We start from the raw sequence: 16,117 nt of genomic DNA, 5'->3' as shown, positions 1-16,117 counted from the left end.
TGCCTTCGCTTTCCTGAATTTCAGTTGGTTCCATGCACATTCTCGTTCCCATCGCGTTCGTTCTGATCATCGCCAGCATGGTGTCCGCGCTGTACTTCATGATGCACGACCGGGGCAGAACGAAGCGTATGGTCTGGTCGCTCGCGACACGTGTCGGCTTGTCGATTACGCTGTTCCTGTTCATCCTGTTCGCGAACTGGATGGGCTGGATTCATTCGACGGGCATTCCGTACGGACGCTGACGGCGCGCTTGCCGCACGTTCAGCGATAACCGCACGCCGCCGCGCGGTGCGCCGACCCGGCGTGCGCCGTCTCAATTTGACGGCGAAGTATGCCACTTAATTTCGCGCCGATCCGGCAATACACCGTTACGCGATCGGCGAAATTTTCACACCACCGAAGCAAAACGCCGCCCTGACGGGGTCGAGGGCGGCGCTGCCTGAGTCTTTTCCGATACAGCTCTCACAACTGAACGCGCGGCGCTCACAGCACACCGGGCGTCAACCGCTTGCAGGCTGCCTGCGGCGCCTCGCTGCGTCGATATGACGCACAAAACGACGCACGATTCGCGCAGGCGCCGTGGCGTTCCAACGACGCTTACAGCCAGTACACGACGACGTACAGACCCAGCCACACGACGTCGACAAAGTGCCAGTACCAGGCCGCGCCTTCGAACGCGAAGTGGTGATCAGCCGTGAAGTGGCCACGGATCATCCGCACCAGCACGACGGCCAGCATCGTACCGCCGAGAAACACGTGGAAACCGTGGAAACCCGTCAGCAGGAAGAACGTCGAGCCGTACACGCCCGATGCGAGCGTCAGGTTCAGTTCGTTGTACGCGTGGAAATACTCGAAGCCTTGCAGGAACAGGAACGAGATGCCCAGCACCAGCGTGGCGGCGAGCCAGGCAATCGCTTTCGTGCGGTGGTTGTCGCGCAGCGCGTGGTGCGAAACCGTCAGCGTCGCGCCCGACGACAGCAGCAGCGCCGTGTTGATGGTCGGCACGGGCCACGGCGTCATCGACTTGAAGTGCGACACGAGATCCGCCGGTCCGATATTCGGCCATACCGCCGTGAAATCCGGCCAGATCAGCTTGTAGTCGAGACTGCCGAGCTGATGCATCGCGATTTCGCGCGCATAGAACAGCGCGCCGAAAAACGCGCCGAAGAACATCACTTCCGAGAAGATGAACCAGCTCATGCTCCAGCGGTACGACGCATCGACCTTCTTGCCGTACATCCCGCCTTCCGACTCGGAAATCGCATCGCCGAACCAGTGATACAGCGTGAAGAGCAGCCACAGCAAACCGACCAGCGCCGTGATGGGCGCCCACGGCTCGCCGTTCACCCACGCCGCAAACGATCCGAGCATGACCAGCAGGCCAATCGCAGCGCTGATCGGATGCCGCGACGGGTGCGGTATGAAATAGTACGGGCTCTCGTTTTGACCGCTCATCGTTGATTCTCCACTTCAGTCCAGTTGTTCCGCTTGGTCCGGTTGAATCCGCAGCCGATTGCGCTGCGCCCGGGCTCTATCTTCAACGGCGCGCTGCATTGCGCCGCCCTTCTCCATCCATCCGGTTCTGCGAAGACCGCCATGCCACCTTGCCGCGCTAGCCGACCACCACGCGCACGATCAGGATCAACACCCCGATGAAAATCGCCGCGCCGATCAGCGCCGCGATGATCACGTGCAGCGGATTCAGCTGCGTGGCATCCGCTTCCAGATCGCGCCGCTTGCGCACACCGAAAAACGACCACATCACCGCTTTCATCGACTGGCCGAAACTGCTCTTCCTGCCACGACCACTATCGTTCATATCCTCGCCTTCTTTGGGCAAGCGTCGTTGGTACGCGTCAGGCCGGGTTTGCTGCTTTCGCTGCGCCGTCTGCCGTCTGACCTTGCGTGCCTTGCGCCGTGGGCGCAGGCGCGTTCAGTTCGAAGAACGTGTACGACAGCGTGATCGTCTTGACGTCTTTCGGCAGTTTCGGATCGACGACGAACACCACGGGCATCCGCTTCGACTCGTTCGCCTTCAACGTCTGCTGCGTAAAGCAAAAACACTCGATCTTCTTGAAGAACTCGGTGGCCTGCTTCGGCGCGTAGCTCGGAATGGCTTGAGCCTGAATCGTGCGCGCCTGCTGGTTGCTCACGTCGTACATCACCGTCGTCACTTCGCCCGGATGCACGTCGATACTGTTCTGCTCCGGCTTGAAACCGAGCGGTCCGCGCGCATTCGCGTCGAACTCGATCGAAATCGTGCGGCTCATGTCGACCTGCGTGTTCTTCGCCTCGCGTGCCGTTGCGTCACGCTGCACGAGGTTGTTGATGCCCGTGACCTCGCAGATCGCGCGATACATCGGGATCAGTGCAAAGCCGAAGCCGAACATCAACAGCGCCACGACGACGAGCTTGAACAGCATCGGACGGTTAAAAGAACGGTCGGCCCCGGCGGGCGGTTGCGTCGACATCGAACTTCCTCAACAGATCACATGCACAGGCGAGTCCAACCCGCCACGGCAGATCAGGTCACGAAGCGAACCAGACCTGCTTGACGACGGCACCCAGAAAAAAGACGGCGACGACGGCAAGGAGAATCAGACCGAGTCGCAGGTTTCCTGCACGAATTTCTTCAGGCGTACGGCTTTTTTGTGGATTCCGGGTCATGCTGAAGTTTCTTGATGCTGCGTGCTGCGTGATGATTCGGTCCCGCTTCGGTCCCGCTTCGGTCCGCCCCGGCACTGTTCAGCCGGAGCGGACCGCGAAGACGGCTTATTCGACCGTCGGGGGATTTTCGAACGTGTGGAACGGAGCCGGGCTCGGCACGGTCCATTCGAGGCCCGTTGCGCCATCCCACGGCTTGTCGCCCGCCTGCTCGAGTTCGCCGCCGCCGCGATAAGCCGGCAGCGCGACCGCGAACAGGAAGTACACCTGCGCGAGACCGAAGCCGAATGCGCCGATCGTGATGACCTGGTTCCAGTCGGTGAATTGCGCCGGGTAATCGGCATAACGACGCGGCATGCCGGCGAGACCGACGAAGTGCATCGGCAGGAACGCGAGGTTGAAGAAGATCAGCGACGACCAGAAGTGGATCTTGCCGCGCGTCTCGTTGTACATCCAGCCCGTCCACTTCGGCGACCAGTAATACCAGCCGGAGAAGAGGCCGAATAGCGAACCCGCCACCAGCACGTAGTGGAAGTGCGCGACCACGAAGTAAGTGCCGTGATACTGGATGTCGAGCGGCGCCATGGCGAGCATCAGGCCCGTCAGACCGCCGAACGTGAACACGAACAGGAAGCCCACCGCGAACAGCATCGGCGTTTCGAAGGTCAGCGAACCGCGCCACATCGTCGCGACCCAGTTGAACACCTTCACACCCGTCGGCACGGCGATCAGCATCGTCGCGTACATGAAGAACAGCTGGCCCGTGACGGGCATGCCCGTGGCGAACATGTGGTGCGCCCAGACCATGAACGACAGGATTGCGATCGACGCCGTTGCGTACACCATCGAGCTATAGCCGAACAGCGGCTTGCGCGCGAACGCCGGGATCACCTGCGACACGATCCCGAACGCCGGCAAGATCATGATGTAGACCTCGGGGTGGCCGAAGAACCAGAAGATGTGCTGATACATCACCGGGTCGCCGCCGCCTGCCGCGTTGAAGAACGACGTGCCGAAGTGGCGGTCGAACAGCACCATCGTGATCGCGCCTGCCAGCACCGGCATCACGGCGATCAGCAGGTAAGCGGTGATCAGCCACGTCCAGACGAACATCGGCATCTTCATCAGCGTGAGGCCGGGTGCGCGCATGTTCAGGATCGTCACGACGATGTTGATGCCGCCCATGATCGACGACGCGCCCATGATGTGGACCGCGAAAATGGCGAAGTCCATGCCCGGGCCCATCTGCGTGGACAGCGGCGCGTACAGCGTCCAGCCGGCAGCCGTTGCGCCGCCCGGCACGAAGAACGAACCGACCAGCAGCACGGCAGCAACGGGCAGCAGCCAGAAGCTGAAGTTGTTCATCCGCGCGAAGGCCATGTCCGATGCGCCGATCTGCAGCGGAATCATCCAGTTCGCGAAACCGACGAACGCCGGCATGATCGCGCCGAACACCATGATGAGGCCGTGCATGGTGGTCAGCTGGTTGAAGAACTCGGGTCGCATGATCTGCAGGCCCGGCTCGAACAACTCGGCGCGGATGCCCAGCGCCATCACGCCCCCGGACAGAAACATGATGAACGAGAACAGCAGGTACAGCGTACCGATGTCCTTGTGGTTGGTGGCGTACAGCCAACGGCGCCAGCCATGCGGCGTCTCGTGGGCATGATCGCCGTGAACGTGCTCGTGTCCCGCGGCTACATCGTGTCCGATGCTAGACATGACAATCTCCTAAATCTCGAATGCTGCTTTTCTCTGACTGTGACACGTCAGGCCGCTGGGCTGATCTCGACACGGCGTGCTTCCTTCGCGTCCGCACCGCCCGTGATCGTCTCCGGCTTCTTCAAAATAATGTGGTCTTCGGCGATGCCTGCCGCCTTCAGCGCGTCGCGCACGGCTTCGGCGCGTGCCTTCGCGAGCTTCGCGTTCTTGTCGGCGGAACCCGTTGCGTCGGTGTAGCCCGACAGCGTGAACTTTGCGTCCGGGTGCGCCTTCGCGTAGGCGGCGGCTGCGTCGATGGCGGCTTTCGCGTCGGCGGGCAGCGTGCTCTTGTTCGTTTCGAAGTAGACGCTGGCTGGCAGCGACGCTTGCGGCGCCGATGCTGCCGCGTTATCCGATGCGCCCGAGGCCGCTGCGGGAGCCGATGCGCCCGCTTCGCCGCTTGCTGCAGCCGCGCCGCTCGCGCCTTCCGCGCCGCTCGCCGCAGCTGCGTCCGAGGCGGCCGCCGCCGCTGCGCCTGCGAGGTGATCGCCACCCGCCGGCAGTCGGCCGTTGCGTGCATCGGCAACCTGCTTCGGTTGCAGAATGTCGCCCGTGTGGTTGCCCCACGAGTTGCGCTCGAACGTGATCACGGATGCGATCTCGACGTCGTTCAACGTCGGCGCCCATGCAGGCATCGCGTTCTTGCCCTTCAGGACGATGCTCACATGCTCGGCGAGCGGGCCGTTTGCGACCTTGCTGCCGTCGAGCGCCGGGAACGCGCCTGCGCCCTTGCCCGTCGGCTGGTGACAGACGGCGCAGTTCGCCGCGTATACCTTGCCGCCGCGCTCCGTCAGTTCGGCGAGCGTGTAGTTCTTGTTGGGATCATCCAGGCCAGCGGCCATTTTCTTCTTCTGGTCGTCGACCCACTTCGCGTAGTCGTCGTCCGACAGCACGGTCACGACGACGGGCATGAACGCGTGTTCCTTGCCGCACAGCTCGGTACAGAAGCCGCGATACGTGCCGGTCTTCTCCGCCTTGAACCACGTGTCGCGCACGAAGCCGGGAATCGCATCCTGCTTCACGCCGAACGCGGGCACGTACCACGAGTGCACGACGTCGTTGGCGGTGGTGATGATGCGAATCTTCTTGTTGACGGGAACGACGAGCGGATTGTCGACTTCCTGCAGATAGGTATCCGTCTTCGGCGTGCGGCCGTCGACTTCGCTACGCGGCGTGGTCAGCGTGGACAGGAAGCTGATGCCTTCGCCCGGACCCTTCACATAGTCGTAAGCCCACTTCCACTGATAGCCGGTGACCTTGACGGTGAGATCGGCGTTCGTGGTGTCCTTCATCGCGACGACCGTCTTGGTGGCGGGCAGCGCCATCAACACGACGATGATGAACGGGACGATCGTCCAGATGATTTCGACGGTGGTGCTTTCGTGGAAATGCGCGGCCTTGTAGCCCTTCGACTTGCGGTGCGCAAACATCGAATAGAACATCACGCCAAACACGCCGATGAAGATCACCGTGCAGAGGATCAGCATGAATGTGTGGAGGCTGTAGAGCTCTTCGGCAATCCTCGTCACGGGCGGCTGGAGATTGATCTCGTTGACGCGGGGACCGCCCGGACTGTCGCCGATTGCATGGGCAGCGCCAGCGAACAACAGCCCGCTACACGCCAGCACGCCCACGAGGGCTCGCTTGATTGTTTTCATAGCTTCCTTACCCAAATTTTCCATTCAAACCCTCGACCCCGCTGGAAGGCTGCCTCTCGTCTTCTGGAACGGCGCGCGATTCAATACGCAACTTTTTACGCCTGACACTGCCTGAGCCACAGGCGCAGTTCGTCGGCGAATTGTGCGCGCCGATATTGCGCAAGGTGCTGCCCGACCGCGACCGTCTCGCCGCGCGAAACCAGCCTGATCCGGTCGCGTGGCGTCGCTCCTGGTTCTACCCGCACCCAGCACGGGTTGAATTCGAACTGCGTGAGATGCTCGGCGCTGACCTGTTCGATCACGAGCCGGTTTGGAAACAGCCGGATGCGCTCGTAATCGACAGCATGGCGTGCATAGATGGCAAATGCGACACCGACAGCGAGCAGCTCGATACCCGTGAACGGCAACACCAGCCATGCACCGCACAGGACCAGCAGGAATGCTATCAAGAGCGAGAATGCCGCGAGCGAGACATAGAAGAACACGAATTGCCGCGGCGAAGCCGAACAGTTGCGCTTCATCATCCAGTCCTTGAGGACGGGCTCTGACTCAGCCAGCAGATCGGTTGCATTCATCGCTGCCTCCCGCGAACCGCCAGTCACCGCATACCGCCAATGCCATTCACGCCCAGCGCAACTACCGCCACCCGAACCGCGAAGGCCTCGGGCCTGTCGCTCCTATTGTGTGAGCTTTAAGCGACAAACTGACGCATTATAGGGCCGATCTATGGCATCCACAAGCAACGCTCTATCGGCCGAAAAGCCAAGCCACATAAGCCTCTGCGCCGTTTTGACGCACTTTTCGAGCCGCTAATTTCGAGCATAACGGATGCCCTCTTTACCGCTTCAACGATTGCCCTGCCGCCCTCTTCCTATGTCTTCTATTCGCACGATTCCGTGCCCTTCGGGGGTCATTCTCGGCACCGCCTTCCATGCATGTCCGTAGATCACCTCGAAGGTCAGAGGGATCGTGCCATCGGCGCGCCGGCGCGCCTCCAGCGCGGCAAGCAGCGCTTTTTGCATGCGCCGCGACGCGCCGCCCGGCGACGCCTCGCGCCGGAACGGATAGGCGCCCCAGCGACGCACGTCGGCGAGCAGCGACTCCGGCGACTTGTACGTGATGGTCAAGGTCTCCTGGTCCATCACGGGAATTTCGAAGCCACTTTCGACAAGCATATCGCCCAGATCGTGCATGTCTACGAAGTCGATTACATGTTTGTGCGTATTGACGCCGTGCGCGGCTTCGATTTCGGCATACGCGCCGCGCAGTTCTTTCAGCGTGTCAGGCCCGAGCGTGCTGAACATCAGCAGGCCGTTGACCTTCAGCACGCGCTGCCATTCGGGGAAAACGAGGTCGGGCCGCGAGTGCCAGTGCAGCGCGAGATTCGACCAGATGAACTCGAATGCACCCGATGTAAAGGGCAACGCGGAAAAATCCGCCTGCGCGAAGCGCGGACCGCGCGAGCCGAGCGCCTTACCGAGGGATGCGGGCAGGAAACGACGCCAGCTGGTGTCGGTGGCGTCATGCTGGACCGCCCGCGCGAGCATCGCGCGCGACAGATCGGTGCCGAACACGGGCGCCTCGGGGAAACGCTCGCGCAACGCGGGGAGGTCGTCGCCCGCGCCACAGCCGGCGTCGAGCACCTGCGCCGGATTGACCTTGATGTAGTCGAGCCGTTCGCGCATGCGTTGTGCGATCTCGCGCGGCAGGAACGCGACGTCATTGAACGACGCGGCCCGGCGGTCGAAAATCTTCCGGAGACGGCGCGAATCATAGGCCGGACGGCCAGTTTCGGTGGGAGACACGGTTATTCGAGTCGTGCGGACGAAGAGTGCGAAGTATACTCGCTCGATTCCGTCCCTTCAGCGTCAGCGGCCTTCGGAGGCGTGTCGATATGCCGAATTGGGCTTTTCGGTGGTCTCGCGCCACACTTTCCCGGCGACGGCTTCGCGAACGGTTCATCGGGGTCGCGCATCGATCCATCTCGAAATTTCCGGCGCTCGCGCGGCGCGCGCTGCCGAACCCGTGCGCGTTGTGCGGCAATATGTCGCACGGAACGCTGTGCGGCTTTTGCGACGAAGCGTGGTGGAACGAAGCGCGGCTGCGCTGCACCGTCTGCGCGATGCCGTTGAGCGGCTTCCGGCGGGCAAGCGTCATGCATTACCGCTGCGGCGACTGTCTCGCGGCGCCGCCCGCGTTCGATGCGACCGTGGCGCTTGCCGACTATCGCACGCCGCTGGACGCGCTCGCCGTCGGCCTCAAGTTCCGCGCGCGGCTTGCGCTCGCGCACGAGTTCGCGCGGCGGCTTGCGTGGTCGGCGATAGATGCGCTCGACGAATGCGATCGGCCGGACGTCGTTGCGCCCGTACCGCTATCGGCACGGCGGCAGGTCGAGCGCGGCTACAACCAGGCCTGGGAGATTGCGCGGCCCTGCGCGAAAGCGCTCGGCATTCGCGGCGACGCGACGCTCGTGCGGCGCGTGATCGACACGGCACCGCAATCGAAGCTCGATCTCGATGCGCGCACGCAGAATGTCGGCCGCGCGTTCGAAGTCGCGAGGCCGGTGCAGGGCTTGCATGTCGCCGTCGTCGACGATGTGATGACGACGGGCGCGACACTCGATGCGCTGGCTCGCACGCTGAAGGCAGCCGGCGCGCGGCGCGTGACGAATCTCGTCGCGCTTCGCACGCCGAAAAACTAGTTTCCGACTCACCTTGATATGTTCAACGTCGTTCTCGTCGAACCTGAAATTCCGCCGAACACCGGCAACGTGATCCGCCTGTGCGCGAACACGGGCGCGCGCCTGCATCTGATCGAGCCGCTCGGCTTTCCGCTCGACGACGCCAGAATGCGCCGCGCCGGCCTCGACTATCACGAGTACGCGCAGATGCGCGTGCATCCCAATTGGGACGCGCTGATCGACAGCGAAGCGCCCGACTTCTCACGCATGTTCGCGTTCACGACGCGCGGCTCCAGCCCGTTTCACTCGCACGCGTTTCTGCCCGGCGACTGGTTCGTGTTCGGCGCGGAAACGCGCGGCCTGCCGGACGCCGTGTTGAGCCGCTTCCCGCCCGAACAGCGCGTGCGCTTGCCGATGCGCCCGGACAATCGCAGCCTGAACCTGTCGAACACGGTCGCCGTGGTCGTGTTCGAGGCGTGGCGTCAGGCGGGCTTCGAAGGCGGCGCCTGAAGGCATCGTTCGAGTTCGGCCTTGTAGCGCGCGTGCATCGCTTCGTCGAAGCAGGCAAAGATCACTTGCTCGATGGAAGGCGTTTGCGGCAGCGTGTCGATGACCGTTTGAATGGCGATACGCACCGCGTCGTCGGCCGGGAAACGGTACACGCCGCAGCTGATCGCCGGAAACGCGATGGTTTTCGCGTTGGCGTCGCGCGCCAGTTCCAGCGAGCGTCGGTAGCACGCAGCCAGCAATTTCGCCTCGCCCCGCTCGCCGCCGTGCCATACGGGACCGACGGCATGAATCACGTGACGCGCCTTCAGCCGGTGGCCGCCCGTGATCTTCGCGTCGCCCGTCACGCAACCGCCCAGCGTTTCGCATTCGCGCAGCAGGGCCGGTCCCGCCGCGCGATGAATCGCGCCGTCCACGCCGCCGCCGCCCAGCAATGATGTGTTCGCCGCGTTGACGATTGCGTCGACGTCGAGCGTCGTGATGTCGACGACGCGCGCCTCGAATGAGCAATGGCCAATGGTGAGCATGGGAAAACCTCCAGATTCGATGCGATAGGAGGTGGACAGCAAATGAAACGAGCCGTTCGGCGTTGGCCATTACCGGCTGTGTAAAAGACCTTCAGGCAATTTGCTGCAATGGGCTGCGGGCCGCGAGGCCCGCTTCGGACAACGGCTTTTATTCGGCCTTCGCGTCCCGGCGCAGGAGCGCGCTGACGGCATCCCGTGGCGCGACGTTGTTGAACAGCACGTCGCAAACGGCCTCGGTGATCGGCATTTCGATCCCGCGCGACTGCGCGATCGCCAGCACGCCGCGCGCGCAGCGCACGCCCTCGGCGACATGCCCGAGCGCGTTGAGAATATCGTCGAGCGAGCGGCCGCTGGCGAGCTGCATGCCGACCGTGCGGTTGCGCGACAGATCACCCGTTGCGGTCAGAATCAGATCGCCCAGACCCGTGAGGCCCGTGAACGTTTCCGCCCGGCCGCCCAGCGCCGCGCCGAGGCGCGACATTTCGGCAAGACCGCGTGTGATCAGCGCCGCGCGTGCGTTCAGCCCGAGACCGAGGCCATCGGCGATACCCGTAGCAATGGCCAGCACGTTCTTCACCGCGCCGCCCACTTCGACACCGACTACGTCGTCGCCGCTATAGATGCGCATTGCGCCGTGATGGAACGCGGCGACAGTCCGCTCACGGCATGCGGCCGATGCGCTCGCCACCGTCAGCGCGACGGGCAGCCCCTGCCCCACTTCTCGTGCGAAGCTCGGCCCCGACAGCGTGCCGTTGCTCGCGTGTCCACTCAACTCCTGCGTAACGACCTGATTCGGCAGCAGTTGCGTGTCCGCCTCGAAACCCTTGCAGAGCCACACGATGTGCGCCGGCACCTTGCCCATGTCGCGCATGGTGCGCAGCATCGCGCGCAAGCCCGCGACGGGTGTCGCGACCACGCACAACGCGTCGTCGGCGAGTGCGTGATCTAGCGCGAGATCGAGATTCGCTTCGAAGCGCAGCGCGGACGGCAACGCAACGCCCGCCAGATAGCGGGCGTTTTCATGCGAAGTGGAGAGTTCGGCGATGAGCGCGGCGTCGCGCGCCCAGAGCACCGTATCGTGCCGCGCGGCCAGATGGCCGGCGAGTGCGGTGCCCCATGCACCGGCGCCGAGAACGGCGACCTTCATACCCGGCACCGCCTGCGCGCGTCAGTGATGCGCAGCGCTGCCCGCGCCGGTTTCCTGCGTGGCGATCTGCGCGAGACGTTGCTCGTACAGTGCCTGGAAGTTGATTTCGGCGAGGTGGATGGGCGGGAAGCCTGCGCGGGTGATCGCGTCGGCGATGTTCGAACGCAGGTACGGGAACAGGATGGTCGGGCACGCAATGCCGACGAGCGGATCGATCTGCTCAGCCGGGATGTTGCGGATGTCGAAAATGCCTGCCTGCTTGGCTTCGATCAGGAACGCGACCTTGTCGCTGACCTTGGCCGTCACGGTGCCCGTGACGAGAATCTCGAACACCGTGTCCGCGAGGCGCTCGGCCTTCACGTCGACTTCGACTTCGACCGACGGCATTTCCTGCTCGAGGAAAATAGCCGGCGAATTCGGCTGCTCGAGCGACATGTCCTTCAGGTAGATGCGCTGGATATTGAAGAACGGCTGGTTGTTCTCGTCGGACATGAGTCTCTACTCCCTAAATTTCGTTGCGGCGGACGAACGCCGCCAGATCTCTTTACAAAGCGGGCCGCCCCGAAAGGCGGCATCCAGCCGGCCGGTGCAAACCCGGCCTTGTTTTTTCGCTGCCGCGCGCCGCCGCCGGCACAACCGGCGCGACTCGCAGGCAAAACCTCAGCCCAACCTCAGGCGACGGCTTCCAGCAACGGCGTCAGACCGCCCGCGCGATCGAGCGCGGACAGATCGTCGTAGCCGCCGACGTGCGTGTCGCCGATGTACACCTGCGGCACCGTGCGACGGCCCGTACGCGACATCATTTCCTGACGGCGCGCCGGATCCTTGTCGATCAGCACCTTTTCGACGTGATCGACGCCGCGCGACTTTAGTAGACGTTCGGCCATCTGGCAATACGGGCACACCTGCGTGCTGTACATGATCACTTTGTTCACTTCGCAACTCCTTGTTTGACGACGGGCATGCCCGCCTGCTGCCAGGCGTTGACGCCGCCTTCCAGCACGTGCACTTCCGCATAGCCTGCGTCGCGCACAATACGTGCCGCCTTGTTCGACTGCTGTCCGTTCTGGCAAACGAGCAGCACCGGGTTGCTCTTATTTTTCACGAGTTGGGCGACTTTCGCTTGCAACTCGCCAAATTCGACGTGGCGCGCCGACGGCAGATGCCCGCCGGCGTATTCCGCCGCCGAGCGCAGGTCGACGACCACGGCGTTGCGCCGATTGATCAGCTGGGTGGCGGCAGCCGCCGACAGGCCGCCGCGTCCGCGCCGGGAAATCGACGGCCACAGGAGCAACGCCCCAGAGATGAGGGCGACAGCGATCAGTACAAGGTTGGTGTAATCGGTGAAAAACTTCACGGAAGATCCGCCGGAAAAAGAGAAGAAATCGGGATAAATCGGAAAGGGCAATCCGACCATTATAAAATAACCGTCTGACGCGATGGCGACCGCCAGCTGAAGGCTGCGGTACCGCCCCGATTCCCGCTTCCTCACTACCGACCGGCAACGACATGTACAAACTCGTTCTCATCCGCCACGGCGAATCGACGTGGAACAAGGAAAACCGCTTCACGGGCTGGGTCGACGTCGACCTGACCGAACAGGGCAACCTCGAAGCGCAGCAGGCAGGCACGCTGCTCAAGGACTCGGGCTATTCGTTCGACATCGCCTACACCTCGGTGCTCAAGCGCGCGATCCGCACGCTGTGGCACGTGCAGGACAAGATGGACCTGATGTACCTGCCCGTCGTGCACTCGTGGCGCCTCAACGAGCGCCACTACGGCGCGCTGTCGGGCCTGAACAAGGCCGAGACGGCCGCCAAGTTCGGCGACGAGCAGGTGCTGGTCTGGCGCCGCAGCTACGACACGCCGCCGCCCGCGCTCGAGCCGACCGATTCGCGCACGTCGTACGACGACCCGCGCTACGCGAAGGTGCCGCGCGAGCAGCTGCCGCTGACGGAATGCCTGAAGGACACCGTCGCGCGCGTCATGCCCATCTGGAACGAGTCGATCGCGCCCGCGATCAAGTCGGGCCGCAAGGTGCTGATCGCCGCGCACGGCAATTCCATCCGCGCGCTGGTCAAGTATCTGGACAACATTTCCGATAACGACATCGTCGGGCTGAACATCCCGAACGGTGTGCCCCTCGTCTATGAACTGGACGAAGACCTGAAGCCGATCAAGCACTACTACCTCGGCGACCAGGAAGCGATCGCGAAGGCGCAGGCCGCTGTCGCGAAGCAGGGTAAGGCAGGCTGATCAACATCAGTCCAATGATCGTGACCCGCCGCCATGCCGCGGCGGGTCACGCGCATACGCGCTTGGCGCGTGCGGTGCGCGGCTGGCTGACAGCATTGCCATGTATCCGCCATGCTGGCGCCATCATGCGTCGAAGCGTGATGGTCAGAGGCTGCGCTTCGATCCCCGCACGCGCGCAATCCATACCGATGCACACGCAACGAAATCAGCCATTCAGCCCATGCGTGGTGGCACTTTTGGCGTTACGGGCGTCCGCCAGCGCACAGTCCCAGCGTGTCACGGCAGCGATCCTTAGAACCTCGCAGCACAGCCGTTGTCGAAACCCGATTACCCACACGTACAGGCCGTGCAAGCGTCACGTTATACTTGTCCGTCCTTTTTCCTTTGACGCTGCCACGCGCTTCCGACCGCAACACACTCTATGCGAAAGAACCTGAAAAATATCGGCCTTATCGCCGCGGGCCTGGCTACCGGCGTTTTTGCAACCCTGCAACTCAGCGCCTCGGCCCAGCAACCTGCATCGGCGACCGCGCCCTTGCCGCTCGACCAGTTGCGGCTCTTCGCCGAAGTCTTCGGGCAAATCAAGCATGAGTATGTGGAGCCAGTCGACGACAAGAAGCTGCTGACGGCCGCGATCAAGGGCATGGTGTCGAGCCTCGACCCGCACTCGTCCTATCTCGACAAGACCGACTACGAAGAACTGCAGGAGCAGACCAAGGGTCGCTTCGCGGGCCTCGGCATCGAAATTTCGCAGGAAGACGGCCTCATCAAGGTCATCTCGCCCATCGAAGACACGCCCGCGTTCCGCGCCGGCATCCGTCCGGGCGACCTGATCACCCGCATCAACGACAAGCCCGTGCGCGGCATGACGCTGGACAAAGCCGTCAAGCAGATGCGCGGCGACCCGGGCACCAAGGTCACGCTGACCATCTTCCGCAAGACCGACGACCGCACCTTCCCGCTGACCGTCACGCGCGCGATCATCAAGGTCCAGAGCGTGAAGGCGAAGGTTCTCGCGCCGGGCTACGCCTATGTCCGCATCACGAGCTTCCAGGAACGCACGGTGCCCGACCTCGCAGCCAAGCTGCAGGACATCGCGCGCCAGCAGCCGAACCTGAAGGGCCTGATCCTCGACCTGCGCAACAACGGCGGCGGCCTGCTGCAAAGCGCGGTTGGCGTCGCGGGCGCGTTCCTGCCGCCGGATTCCGTCGTCGTGTCGACCAACGGTCAGATTCCGGATTCGAAGCAGGTCTATCGCGACACCTACGACAACTATCGTCTGCCGTCGTTCGACAGCGATCCGCTGAAGAACCTGCCGCCCATCTTCAAGACCGTGCCGATGATCGTGCTGACCAACGCCTACTCGGCGTCGGCGTCGGAAATCGTCGCGGGCGCGCTGCAGGATCAGCATCGCGCGCTGATCGTCGGCAAGACGACGTTCGGCAAGGGCTCGGTGCAGACCGTGCGCCCGATGACGGCTGATTCGGCGCTGCGTCTGACCACCGCCTACTACTACACGCCGAGCGGTCGCTCGATCCAGAACAAGGGCATCCGTCCCGACGTCGCCGTGGATCAATACGCAGACGGCGATCCGGACGACGCACTCGTCACGCGCGAAGTCGACTACTCGAATCACCTTGCGAACACGCAAGACCCGAACGAGAAGAAGGAACAGGAACAGCGTGAACAGGAGCGCATGGACCAGTTGCGTCTGCTCGAAGAGCAGAATGACAAGAAGACGCCGGAACAGAAGCAGAAGGATCGCGACCGCAAGCCGGTCGAGTTCGGTTCCAACGACGACTTCATGCTGCAACAAGGTCTGAACAAGCTCGAAGGCAAGCCGGTGCAAGAGTCGAAGTCGCTGATGGAACGGCGTCTCGCGCAGAACAAGCCGGCGCAATCGGCTTCGGCGCCCGTCGCTGTGAAGCCCGCGCTGCCGGCTACGCCGACGGCGTCGAACCCCGCTGTGCCCGCTTCGGCGACGCAGCCTGCTTCGCAACCGGCTGCACCGACCAAGTAAGCGTCTGATCTGACCGAGTGTCTTCGCGGCCCACATGGCCGCGAAGACACTTTCCCCCGCGCGATTAGAATAACGAGAACTTCGCGCCGTATCTCTCCGCAGCCAGCGCGACACCCACGACATACGCCGCGCCCCGCCATGAACGACGATCAACTCCTGCGCTACTCCCGTCACATCCTCGTCGATGAACTCGGCATCGAGGCTCAGCAACGCTTTCTCGACGCACATGCCATTGTGGTCGGCGCGGGTGGTCTCGGCTCGCCAGCGGCGATGTATCTGGCGGCGGCGGGCGTCGGCAAGCTGACCCTAGTCGATGCCGATACCGTCGATCTCACCAATCTGCAGCGGCAGATCCTGCATGTGACGAAGTCGGTTGGCCGGTTGAAGGTCGAATCGGGACGCGACGCGATCGCGCAACTGAACCCGGATGTCATCGTGAATGCAGTGGCCGAACGCGTCGACGATGCGTGGCTGGACGGTAGCGTGCCGCACGCGACCGTCGTGCTCGACTGCACGGACAACTTCGCGACGCGTCATGCGATCAACCGCGCCTGTGTAAAGCACGGCGTGCCGCTCGTATCGGGGGCGGCGCTGCGCTTCGATGGCCAGATCAGTACGTTCGATTTCCGCAGCGAAGAATCGCCGTGCTACGCGTGCGTATTTCCGGAAGACCAGCCCTTCGAGGAAGTGGCGTGCTCGACGATGGGCGTGTTCGCGCCGACGGTCGGCATCATCGGTGCGATGCAGGCGGCGGAAGCGCTGCGGGTGATCGCGGGCATCGGCGAGCCGCTGGTCGGCCGCCTGATGATGCTCGATTCGCTAAGGATGGAGTGGAACACGATGCGCATCGCGCGCCAGCCGGATTGCCCGGTGTGCGGCGAGCGGCATCGTTCGTAA

The 16,117-nt window shown here is 63.3% G+C and carries 19 protein-coding genes; 6 read left to right on the top strand and 13 right to left on the bottom strand.

What is annotated here, in order from left to right; genetic code table 11:
• The first annotated feature begins 32 nt into the window (after positions 1–32).
• Positions 33–242, top strand: a complete 210-nt coding sequence (locus PPGU16_RS01575; RefSeq protein WP_054929621.1) for a twin transmembrane helix small protein — start codon at positions 33–35, stop codon at positions 240–242.
• Between the two features lie 355 nt (positions 243–597).
• Here PPGU16_RS01575 and PPGU16_RS01570 read toward each other — a convergent pair whose 3' ends face one another.
• The 8 genes from PPGU16_RS01570 to PPGU16_RS01535 form a co-directional block, all read right to left on the bottom strand.
• Positions 598–1,455 carry a cytochrome c oxidase subunit 3 gene (locus PPGU16_RS01570; protein ID WP_180721409.1) on the bottom strand — a complete coding sequence of 286 codons (858 nt, stop codon included), beginning with the start codon at positions 1,453–1,455 and terminating at the stop codon, positions 598–600.
• Between the two features lie 157 nt (positions 1,456–1,612).
• A complete protein-coding gene (locus PPGU16_RS01565) occupies positions 1,613–1,819 on the bottom strand; it encodes a DUF2970 domain-containing protein (protein ID WP_007579648.1) in 207 nt (68 codons plus the stop codon).
• 37 nt (positions 1,820–1,856) lie between these two features.
• On the bottom strand, positions 1,857–2,471 hold the full coding sequence (locus PPGU16_RS01560; RefSeq protein ID WP_180721408.1) for a cytochrome c oxidase assembly protein: 615 nt from the start codon (positions 2,469–2,471) through the stop codon (positions 1,857–1,859).
• Between the two features lie 58 nt (positions 2,472–2,529).
• Positions 2,530–2,667 (bottom strand): cytochrome oxidase small assembly protein, encoded by a 138-nt coding sequence (locus tag PPGU16_RS01555; RefSeq protein WP_007579644.1) that lies wholly within the window; start codon positions 2,665–2,667, stop codon positions 2,530–2,532.
• A 105-nt stretch (positions 2,668–2,772) separates the two neighbouring features.
• Positions 2,773–4,386: a cytochrome c oxidase subunit I gene (ctaD, locus tag PPGU16_RS01550; RefSeq protein WP_007579642.1), complete on the bottom strand. Its 1,614-nt coding sequence runs from the start codon at positions 4,384–4,386 to the stop codon at positions 2,773–2,775.
• A gap of 47 nt (positions 4,387–4,433) precedes the next feature.
• Entirely contained in the window at positions 4,434–6,107 is a 1,674-nt protein-coding gene (gene coxB / locus PPGU16_RS01545) for a cytochrome c oxidase subunit II (protein WP_180721407.1), read from the bottom strand.
• A 71-nt stretch (positions 6,108–6,178) separates the two neighbouring features.
• Positions 6,179–6,658 (bottom strand): DUF2244 domain-containing protein, encoded by a 480-nt coding sequence (locus tag PPGU16_RS01540; protein WP_180721406.1) that lies wholly within the window; start codon positions 6,656–6,658, stop codon positions 6,179–6,181.
• 270 nt (positions 6,659–6,928) lie between these two features.
• Positions 6,929–7,888 (bottom strand): methyltransferase domain-containing protein, encoded by a 960-nt coding sequence (locus PPGU16_RS01535; protein ID WP_408426108.1) that lies wholly within the window; start codon positions 7,886–7,888, stop codon positions 6,929–6,931.
• A gap of 89 nt (positions 7,889–7,977) precedes the next feature.
• Here PPGU16_RS01535 and PPGU16_RS01530 point away from each other — a divergent pair, with 89 nt between their 5' ends.
• Both PPGU16_RS01530 and trmL read left to right on the top strand, forming a co-directional pair.
• Positions 7,978–8,784 carry a ComF family protein gene (locus tag PPGU16_RS01530; protein WP_180721405.1) on the top strand — a complete coding sequence of 269 codons (807 nt, stop codon included), beginning with the start codon at positions 7,978–7,980 and terminating at the stop codon, positions 8,782–8,784.
• 18 nt (positions 8,785–8,802) lie between these two features.
• Complete coding sequence (gene trmL / locus PPGU16_RS01525) at positions 8,803–9,273, top strand: tRNA (uridine(34)/cytosine(34)/5-carboxymethylaminomethyluridine(34)-2'-O)-methyltransferase TrmL (RefSeq protein WP_180721404.1); 471 nt, start codon at positions 8,803–8,805, stop codon at positions 9,271–9,273.
• On the opposite strand, the gene PPGU16_RS01520 is transcribed toward trmL, so the two are convergent.
• From PPGU16_RS01520 to PPGU16_RS01500, 5 genes are all read right to left on the bottom strand, one after another.
• The gene (locus tag PPGU16_RS01520) at positions 9,246–9,797 is read right to left on the bottom strand and encodes an O-acetyl-ADP-ribose deacetylase (RefSeq protein ID WP_180721403.1); all 552 of its coding nucleotides are present in this window, start codon (positions 9,795–9,797) and stop codon (positions 9,246–9,248) included. The two genes, trmL and PPGU16_RS01520, sit on opposite strands and share 28 nt — an antisense overlap.
• Positions 9,798–9,945: 148 nt before the next feature.
• A complete protein-coding gene (locus PPGU16_RS01515) occupies positions 9,946–10,944 on the bottom strand; it encodes an NAD(P)H-dependent glycerol-3-phosphate dehydrogenase (RefSeq protein WP_180721402.1) in 999 nt (332 codons plus the stop codon).
• Between the two features lie 21 nt (positions 10,945–10,965).
• Positions 10,966–11,436: a protein-export chaperone SecB gene (secB, locus tag PPGU16_RS01510; protein WP_007577679.1), complete on the bottom strand. Its 471-nt coding sequence runs from the start codon at positions 11,434–11,436 to the stop codon at positions 10,966–10,968.
• A 179-nt stretch (positions 11,437–11,615) separates the two neighbouring features.
• Complete coding sequence (gene grxC, locus PPGU16_RS01505; RefSeq protein WP_180721401.1) at positions 11,616–11,879, bottom strand: glutaredoxin 3; 264 nt, start codon at positions 11,877–11,879, stop codon at positions 11,616–11,618.
• A complete protein-coding gene (locus PPGU16_RS01500; protein WP_007577684.1) occupies positions 11,876–12,301 on the bottom strand; it encodes a rhodanese-like domain-containing protein in 426 nt (141 codons plus the stop codon). Before PPGU16_RS01500 ends, grxC begins: the two co-directional genes overlap by 4 nt.
• A gap of 152 nt (positions 12,302–12,453) precedes the next feature.
• Here PPGU16_RS01500 and gpmA point away from each other — a divergent pair, with 152 nt between their 5' ends.
• The 3 genes from gpmA to PPGU16_RS01485 all read left to right on the top strand — a co-directional run bounded on the left by gpmA (position 12,454) and on the right by PPGU16_RS01485 (position 16,117).
• Positions 12,454–13,200, top strand: coding sequence for a 2,3-diphosphoglycerate-dependent phosphoglycerate mutase (gpmA, locus tag PPGU16_RS01495; protein WP_180721400.1), 747 nt, complete (start codon positions 12,454–12,456; stop codon positions 13,198–13,200).
• Positions 13,201–13,621: 421 nt separating this feature from the next.
• Complete coding sequence (locus PPGU16_RS01490) at positions 13,622–15,220, top strand: S41 family peptidase (RefSeq protein WP_180721399.1); 1,599 nt, start codon at positions 13,622–13,624, stop codon at positions 15,218–15,220.
• A 138-nt stretch (positions 15,221–15,358) separates the two neighbouring features.
• Complete coding sequence (locus PPGU16_RS01485; RefSeq protein ID WP_180721398.1) at positions 15,359–16,117, top strand: HesA/MoeB/ThiF family protein; 759 nt, start codon at positions 15,359–15,361, stop codon at positions 16,115–16,117.

This window comes from Paraburkholderia largidicola, from assembly GCF_013426895.1.
Lineage (GTDB): Bacteria > Pseudomonadota > Gammaproteobacteria > Burkholderiales > Burkholderiaceae > Paraburkholderia > Paraburkholderia largidicola.
This window is presented reverse-complemented; position numbering and strand designations above follow the sequence as displayed.

Excerpts from the sequence above, each read along its gene's own strand:
- PPGU16_RS01530 (WP_180721405.1), top strand. The coding sequence starts at position 7,978 with ATGCCGAATTGGGCTTTTCGGTGGTCTCGCGCCACACTTTCCCGGCGA.
- PPGU16_RS01560 (WP_180721408.1), bottom strand. The coding sequence starts at position 2,471 with ATGTCGACGCAACCGCCCGCCGGGGCCGACCGTTCTTTTAACCGTCCG.
- coxB (WP_180721407.1), bottom strand. The coding sequence starts at position 6,107 with ATGGAAAATTTGGGTAAGGAAGCTATGAAAACAATCAAGCGAGCCCTC.
- PPGU16_RS01570 (WP_180721409.1), bottom strand. The coding sequence starts at position 1,455 with ATGAGCGGTCAAAACGAGAGCCCGTACTATTTCATACCGCACCCGTCG.
- PPGU16_RS01565 (WP_007579648.1), bottom strand. The coding sequence starts at position 1,819 with ATGAACGATAGTGGTCGTGGCAGGAAGAGCAGTTTCGGCCAGTCGATG.
- PPGU16_RS01575 (WP_054929621.1), top strand. The coding sequence starts at position 33 with ATGCACATTCTCGTTCCCATCGCGTTCGTTCTGATCATCGCCAGCATG.
- ctaD (WP_007579642.1), bottom strand. The coding sequence starts at position 4,386 with ATGTCTAGCATCGGACACGATGTAGCCGCGGGACACGAGCACGTTCAC.
- PPGU16_RS01555 (WP_007579644.1), bottom strand. The coding sequence starts at position 2,667 with ATGACCCGGAATCCACAAAAAAGCCGTACGCCTGAAGAAATTCGTGCA.
- trmL (WP_180721404.1), top strand. The coding sequence starts at position 8,803 with ATGTTCAACGTCGTTCTCGTCGAACCTGAAATTCCGCCGAACACCGGC.
- PPGU16_RS01485 (WP_180721398.1), top strand. The coding sequence starts at position 15,359 with ATGAACGACGATCAACTCCTGCGCTACTCCCGTCACATCCTCGTCGAT.
- PPGU16_RS01540 (WP_180721406.1), bottom strand. The coding sequence starts at position 6,658 with ATGAATGCAACCGATCTGCTGGCTGAGTCAGAGCCCGTCCTCAAGGAC.
- PPGU16_RS01520 (WP_180721403.1), bottom strand. The coding sequence starts at position 9,797 with ATGCTCACCATTGGCCATTGCTCATTCGAGGCGCGCGTCGTCGACATC.
- PPGU16_RS01490 (WP_180721399.1), top strand. The coding sequence starts at position 13,622 with ATGCGAAAGAACCTGAAAAATATCGGCCTTATCGCCGCGGGCCTGGCT.
- PPGU16_RS01515 (WP_180721402.1), bottom strand. The coding sequence starts at position 10,944 with ATGAAGGTCGCCGTTCTCGGCGCCGGTGCATGGGGCACCGCACTCGCC.
- gpmA (WP_180721400.1), top strand. The coding sequence starts at position 12,454 with ATGTACAAACTCGTTCTCATCCGCCACGGCGAATCGACGTGGAACAAG.
- secB (WP_007577679.1), bottom strand. The coding sequence starts at position 11,436 with ATGTCCGACGAGAACAACCAGCCGTTCTTCAATATCCAGCGCATCTAC.